Source organism: Hymenobacter sp. (assembly GCF_035709525.1).
Taxonomy (GTDB): Bacteria; Bacteroidota; Bacteroidia; order Cytophagales; family Hymenobacteraceae; genus Hymenobacter.
The window spans coordinates 21,524-28,127 of sequence record NZ_DASTEP010000192.1 but is presented as its reverse complement, the minus strand read 5'-3'; the positions used below and the strand labels follow the sequence as shown (position 1 = coordinate 28,127).

Genomic DNA, 6,604 nt, shown 5'->3' with positions numbered 1-6,604 from the left:
CCCTCTTTTTTGGAGAGGGGGCTGGGGGGTGAGGTTACCCCGACCGGGCAGCGCGTCTGCCTAATTAAGCAAAAAAAGAAAGCCCCGGCGCCGGGGCTTTCTCAAAAAAACTGATATCCAACGCTACCTACGCTTCGGCGTAGCCTTGGCACCAGCAGGCTTTTTAGCAGGCACCGCCGCGCCGCTCAGCGGGAAGCCGCGCTGCTTCATCAGGGCATCTACCTTGGGGTCGCGGCCGCGGAAGGCGCGGTAGCCAGCGGCTGGGTCTACGGTGTTGCCGACGGTGTACACGTGCTGGCGCAGGCGGGCGGCCACGGCCTTGTCATACGGCCCGCCGGCCTCGGTAAAGGCGCTGAAGCCATCGGCCGCCAGCACCACCGACCACAAGTAGGAGTAGTAGCCCGCCGAGTAGCCATCGCTCGAAAACACGTGGCTGAACTGCGGCGTGCGGTGGCGCATCACCAGCTCGCGGGGCATGCCGAGCTCGGCCAGCGTCTCGCGCTCAAACTTGTCAGGGTCAATTTTCTGGTCGCCGGCCAGGTGCAGCTTCATGTCGATGAGGGCGCTGGCCAGAAACTCGGTGGTGGCAAAGCCCTCGTTGAAGGTGCTGGCCTTGTCGATGCGGCTCACCAATGCGGCCGGAATGGGCTCCCCGGTCTGGTAGTGCAGGGCAAAGCGATTGAGCACCTCGGGCGTGGGCAGCCAGTTTTCGAGCAGCTGCGACGGAAACTCCACGTAGTCGCGCACCACGCTCGTACCCGAGAGTGTGGGGTAGGTCACGTTGCTCGACAGCCCGTGCAGCGCGTGCCCAAACTCGTGAAACAGCGTGGTGGCATCGGTCCAGGAGATGAGCACCGGCTCGCCATCCTTGCCCTTCACGAAGTTGGAGTTGTTCGAGACAATGGTGGTCACGGGCTTGCCGTCGAGGCGTTCCTGCTTGCGGTAGGCATTCATCCAGGCGCCCGAGTTTTTGCCGGGCCGGGCGTAGGGGTCAAAGTACCAGAGGCCCACCTGCTTGCCGGTGGTGCGGTCGTTCACCTGCCACACCTTCACGTCGGGGTGGTACACGGGCACGTCGAGCGCGGGCACGAAGGCGAAGTTGAACAGCTCGCCGGCCACCCAAAACATGCCCTCGCGCATCTTGTCGAGCTGCAAGTACTGCTTCACCTCGTTCTGGTCGAGGTCGTAGCGGGCCTTGCGCACCTTTTCGGCGTAGTAGCGGTAGTCCCAGGGCTCGATTTTGAAGCCAGCGGGCGCGCCTTCTTTCACAGCCAGCGCCTGCATATCGGCCACTTCCTCGTGCACGCGGGCCACGGCGGGCTTCCACATATCGAGCATCAGCTGCATGGCGGCCTCGGGCGTTTTGGCCATCGTGTTGTCGAGGCGCAGGTGGGCGTGGGTCTGGTAGCCTAGCAGTTTGGCCCGCTCGGCCCGCAGCTGCAAAATCTGGGTGATGAGCGCGTTGTTGTCATGTGCGCCGCCGTTGTCGCCGCGGTTCGTAAACATGCGCCAGGCCTTTTCGCGCAGCGCCCGCTGGTCCGAGTACGTCAAAAATGGGTCAATGCTAGAGCGCGTATTGGTGATAACGCCCGCGGCGTCCACCTTCCGCGTGGTGGCCGTGGTTTTGGCCGCCTCACGCAGCGAGGCTGGCAGGCCCCCTAGGTCCTTGTCGGTCTTCAGTACCAGCACCGAGTCGGCCTCGTCGGCCAGCACGTTCTGCGAGAACTTGGTGAAAAGGCCGGCTAGCTGCTGGTTGATGGCCGAAAGCCGGGTTTTGGCCGGCGCGTCGAGCTTGGCCCCAGCGCGCACGAAGGCCTTGTAGCGCACCTCCACCAGCCGCTGCTGCTCGGGCGTCAGCTTCTTGGTAGCGGGGTCTTTGTACACCGCTTCGATGCGCCGGAACAGCGCCGCGTTCTGCGAAATCTGGTCGCTGAAAGCCGCCATTTTGGGGGCCATCTCGGTTTCTACCGCGCCGAAGGCTTTGTCGTTCAAGGTCGTTTTCCAAACACCATACTCGGCCTGTACGCGGTCGAGGGTGGCGCCGCTGCGCTCCAGCGCTACGATAGTATTGTCAAAAGTGGCCGGCTTGGGGTTGTTGGCGATGGCTGCGACTTCAGCCAGATTCTCAGCCATCGCGGCTTCCAACGCGGGCTTGAAATCGGCGACTTTCACCTTGTCGAAAGCCGGCACGCCGCCGTGCGGGCCACTCCAGGGCGCAAGCAGCGCCGGGCCAGAGCGCAGGGTGACGGAGGCGGCGGGCGCGCCAGAAGATTGAGCCATCGCGAAATAAGACGGAATAAACGTGAAACTCAACAAAGCCAGGCCGCCCAACAGTGGCCGGCGGCGATGGAAAAACGCCATACGAATACAGAGTAAAAAGTGACGTATCGGCCGCGGCCCATTGGGCGGCAGGCAGAAGTATCACCAGTAAAAAATAGTACTATCCGTAAAGAACGCCACAAAAACCAGAAAGCCCCTCCGGGGCCGGAAGGGCTTTCTGTAGTACCGAAATACGTGGATTCCTGCATTTCACTCACCAGGCCGGGCCGCCGCGCCGCACGGCCTGGCGCAGCCAGGCCAGGGCTTCGCCCAGCGGCATCCGGCATTCTTTGTGAAAGCCCACGCTGGCGCGGGTGCCCAGCACCCACTCCCAAAACTCACCAAACGACTTGGCGGCTTGTAGCTTAGTGTGCATTTCGCCGGCCTGCACGCCCAGCATCAGGGCCCACTCGCGGAAGCCGGCGGGCGTGGGCTGGCAGCGCTGCTGCCAGCAGGCGCGCAGCTCGTGGCGGGCTTGCCAGAGGCCGGCCAGCTGGCGCGGGCACTCCACTTCGGGCTCGCGCTGCGCCTGGGCCTGGGCGGCCCACTCGCGCAGCTGCCACGACAGCCCCACCTCCACGCGGCCCTGCTGCCGGGCCGAGGTGCTGACGCGTGCGTGCGGACTGTGGCGCACGGGCAAATCGTGGCGGCACAGGGCGCGCCACAAGGCTTCGTCTTCGAGATAGCGCACCACGGGCAGGCCGCCCACCTGCTGGTAGGCCGCCACCGTGAGGGCCAGGCTGGCCCCGAAGTGCTGGTGGTGGCGCGGCCAGGGATCGCTGGGGCAGGGGTCGAGCTGGCACTCCAGCTGGTTGCGCAGCAGGTGGTAGGTAGCATCGCGCAGCTGGGTGCGGCGCACGGCCAGCGCGGCGGGCGCGGCGGGCGCGGGGTAGTCGGTTTCGTCGGCACCAAGGTCTTCGGGCTCGGGGGCGGCGGGGCGGGTGAGGATGCGCCCGCCCACGGCGGCGGCCCCGGCGGCTACCTCGGCGCGGCAGGCGGCCAGCCAGTCGGGCGCGGCCAGCGTGTCGGCATCGGTGCTGAGGATGAGGCCCTGGGGGCCGGCCGTGGCGGCCAGGCGCTGGGCGGCGGCATCCATGAGCAGGCGGCGGGCCTGGCCCACGTGGGCCAGCTCGCCAGGCAGTTGCAGCTCGGCCACATGCAGGGCCAGGCCGCGGTGGCGGGCGGCAGCGTGGCGCACTACGGCGGCCGTGGCGTCGAGGCAGTTGTTGGCCAGCACGATTACTTCGAGGCAGCCGGCGGGCAGGGGCGCGCCGCTCAGCTCTACTTGGGCGGCCAGGGCGGCCAGGGTAGCGGGCAGGTTGTGGGCTTCGTCTTTGGCCGGAATAATGACGCAAGCTTGCAGACCGGGCGCGGGCGGCGGCAGCTGCTGCCACAGGCTGCGCGCCAGTTGGGCGGGCGTGGTGAGCAGCCGCGCGGGGCGAGGCAGCCGCAGGGGCCGGGGCAGCAGGGCGGGCGCGGCGGCAGCCTCGCGGGCACCGTGAAAAAAGGCGGGGGCGGCAAATTGGCTCATCGGTAGCCCGTGTACGCGGGATAAGCGCCGCTGGATAACGCTCGCGCTTAGGCTACAACGGTTAATCTGCACTGTAGATAATCCACCTATTTCTTTGCATACTAACATTCAGCCTGCTACCCGCGCTGCGTCCAGGTTTAGCAAGGGCCTAAAAATTTTGGCCGTTTGCTTGTTTTTTTTTGCGCTTCAGTTCTCCTTCATCAAAATGGCCACAAAAAAAACCGGGCCGCCCAAAAGGCAGCCCGGCTTAGTCAGTTATCGGCCTGGAGGCCGCGCTTAAAAGGCCTCGCCGATGGCGAAGTAAAAGCCAGGGTCGGTGCCGAAGGCGTAGTCGAAGCGCAGGTTCACGCGGTCGCGCCGGATGAAGTTGAAGCGCGCCCCTACCCCGCCGGCCGTGTGAATACCGCCAAAGGTGTAGTCCTGAATATTATTCCCTACCTGCCCCACGCCGAGGAAAGCGGCCCCGTCGAAGCGCCAGAACAAATGCTGGCGCAGCTCGGCCTGGGCCGTCATCATCTGGCGGTCGCGGAAACGCTGCTCGTAGATGCCGCGCATCAGGTTGGCGTTGTTGTAAAGCGTGCCGCCGAGGTTGGCCCCGAGGCCGGCCATCCCGTGCCACGGCACATTGCCCGAGTGAAACTGCCCCAGAAATTGCAGCGCCAGGATGGTTTTGCTGCTGAAAACCGGCTGGAAGTGCCGCGCATCAATCTGGTAGCGCACGAAGTTGTAGTCGGAGCCGATAAACTTGCCGTTGAACATTACCTGCAAGTCGAGCAGGCTGCCTTTGGAGGCCCCCAGGGCCACGTCGCGGCTGTCGTAGGTGTACACCGGCCCCACGCCCGAGGTGCTGAAATTGCGGCGCTGGTCTACGCGCGGGTCTATGGTGAAGTAGTTCTGCTGATTGGGGTTGTTGAAGTCCGTGATGGGAATCGCGTCGCCATTATCATTTACCCGGCCAGCTTCGGTCTGAAGATTGAACACGCGCGACAGACGGTATTGCAAACCCAAAAACTGGTTTTTGGCAATGCTTTTCTGGAAGCGCTGGTTGATGATGAACAGCTCGAAATTCAGAAACGAGCGGTTGCTGCTTTGCACCTGCGGGGCATCGTTGCCGACGCCAAAAAAGTACAGGCGGTTTTTGTAGTAGCTCACCTCGCCGTTGAGGTAAAACTTCTCACCCGGCGAGTACACGGTGTGCACAAATTGCAGCAGCGACTGCTTTTTCTGGGTGGTCCAGTACTGCACGCGCACGTTCGACGCGCGCGTGATGGTGTCGTTACCGAGGCGGCCGCTCAGCAGCCCGCCCAAGCCGTAGCCCGCGCCGGTTTCCTGCTGATAAAACAGCACCGGCACCGGCAAAATCGTGATTCGCTTGGGGGGCTTGGAAGTTTCGGCCTGGGCACCGGGCAGGCCTTGGCTCCAGCCAGCCAGCGAGCTACCCATCAACCCGGCCAGCAAGAGCGGAAAGAAACGCATAGTCTTTTGTTCAGAAAAAAAGGTTATTAGCGCCTCAACGGATTTCCCGCCCCCACGGTTGAGGTGAGATGGCGAAATGGTGAAGTGGCGGGGTTCTGGGTGAGTGGTTTTTTTGGATGAGTGGATGAGTAGGTGAGTGGGTGAGTGGATAGTGCTGTCCTTGCGAGCGAAGTAATCGCACCCGAACGGCGCGGCACAACAGGTGCAATTGCTTCGCTCGCAAGGACAGCACTATCCACTCATCCGCTCATCCCGCCTACGCCAGCAGCATACTCAGCACGCCGGCCAGCATGATGCCTTTGCACCAGGCGCTGAGCTGGCGAAAGTGGCGGCGGCGGTCGGCTACCCACAGCAGGCGCGCCAGCCAGGCCAGCGGCAACACTACCAGGGCCAGTAGCCAGGCCGCCAGCGGCCAGCGGCCCAGGGCGGGCAGCGCGGCGGCGGCCAGCAGCACCAGCGCGCCCAGCCCAGCCAAGAATAGGCCCGCTACCCACTTGCTGCGCGCCACGCCCCAGACAAGCGGCAGGGTGCGGCAGTCGTGCTGGGCATCGCCGCGCATGTCCTCAATGTCCTTGATTATCTCGCGCACTACCGTCAGCAAAAAAGCCGCCAACGCGTAGAGCCACACCGCTTTGCGGGCCGTGAGCAGCTGTAGCTCGGGCAGCAGCACCAGCGCCGCCGTGAGTAGCCCGATGCTGATATTGCCCACCAGCGCCACCCGCTTGAAGCGCGCCGAGTAGCCCCACAGCAGCAGGGCCGCCCCCAGCGTGACGAGGCCGATGGCCAGCGCCTGGCGCTTGCCCGCCCCGCTCAGCACGGCCAGCAGCACCCCTACCCCGCTCAGCAGCACGTGGGCCAGCATGGCCTGGCGCCGGCCCAGCAGGCGGCCCACCACCAGCCGGTCGGGCCGGTTGATGGCGTCGATTTTCACATCGTAGTAGTCGTTGATGATGTAGCCGCCGGCCGCCACCAGCAGCGCCGCCAGCACCAGCAGCCCAAAGCGCGGGGCCAGCAGCACCTCGGCCAGCGGCTGGCCGCGCAGCAGCAGGCTGCGCACCAGCACCAAACTCAGGAGCATGATGACGAGATTGGGCCAGCGCACCAGGCCCGGCACGGCCCGCCACAGCGAGCCCGCCGCGGCGCGGCCGGCGGCCGGCGGGCCAGCATCGGGGGGAGGGGTCGTCATAGCAATTAAGCGAAAGGCCCGAAGATACTAGCCGCTGCCGGGGGCTCGCACAAAAAAAGCCCGGTCGTGGCCGACCGGGCTTCAGCAGCAGC

General features: G+C 64.8%; 4 protein-coding genes. All 4 read right to left on the bottom strand.

From position 1 onward, the window contains the following. Window positions 1-123 precede the first annotated feature (123 nt). Window positions 124-2,280 carry a M3 family metallopeptidase gene (locus VFO93_RS17125; protein WP_325135597.1) on the bottom strand — a complete coding sequence of 719 codons (2,157 nt, stop codon included), beginning with the start codon at window positions 2,278-2,280 and terminating at the stop codon, window positions 124-126. Between the two features lie 253 nt (window positions 2,281-2,533). After that, complete coding sequence (locus VFO93_RS17120) at window positions 2,534-3,850, bottom strand: glycosyltransferase (RefSeq protein ID WP_325135596.1); 1,317 nt, start codon at window positions 3,848-3,850, stop codon at window positions 2,534-2,536. Between the two features lie 276 nt (window positions 3,851-4,126). Continuing rightward, complete coding sequence (locus VFO93_RS17115; protein ID WP_325135595.1) at window positions 4,127-5,326, bottom strand: BamA/TamA family outer membrane protein; 1,200 nt, start codon at window positions 5,324-5,326, stop codon at window positions 4,127-4,129. Window positions 5,327-5,582: 256 nt separating this feature from the next. Continuing rightward, a complete protein-coding gene (locus tag VFO93_RS17110; protein ID WP_325135594.1) occupies window positions 5,583-6,512 on the bottom strand; it encodes a geranylgeranylglycerol-phosphate geranylgeranyltransferase in 930 nt (309 codons plus the stop codon). Window positions 6,513-6,604: the final 92 nt, after the last annotated feature.

Bases quoted from the DNA above. Each gene is read 5' to 3' on its own strand.
- VFO93_RS17125 (WP_325135597.1), bottom strand. From the start codon at position 2,280: ATGGCTCAATCTTCTGGCGCGCCCGCCGCCTCCGTCACCCTGCGCTCT.
- VFO93_RS17120 (WP_325135596.1), bottom strand. From the start codon at position 3,850: ATGAGCCAATTTGCCGCCCCCGCCTTTTTTCACGGTGCCCGCGAGGCT.
- VFO93_RS17115 (WP_325135595.1), bottom strand. From the start codon at position 5,326: ATGCGTTTCTTTCCGCTCTTGCTGGCCGGGTTGATGGGTAGCTCGCTG.
- VFO93_RS17110 (WP_325135594.1), bottom strand. From the start codon at position 6,512: ATGACGACCCCTCCCCCCGATGCTGGCCCGCCGGCCGCCGGCCGCGCC.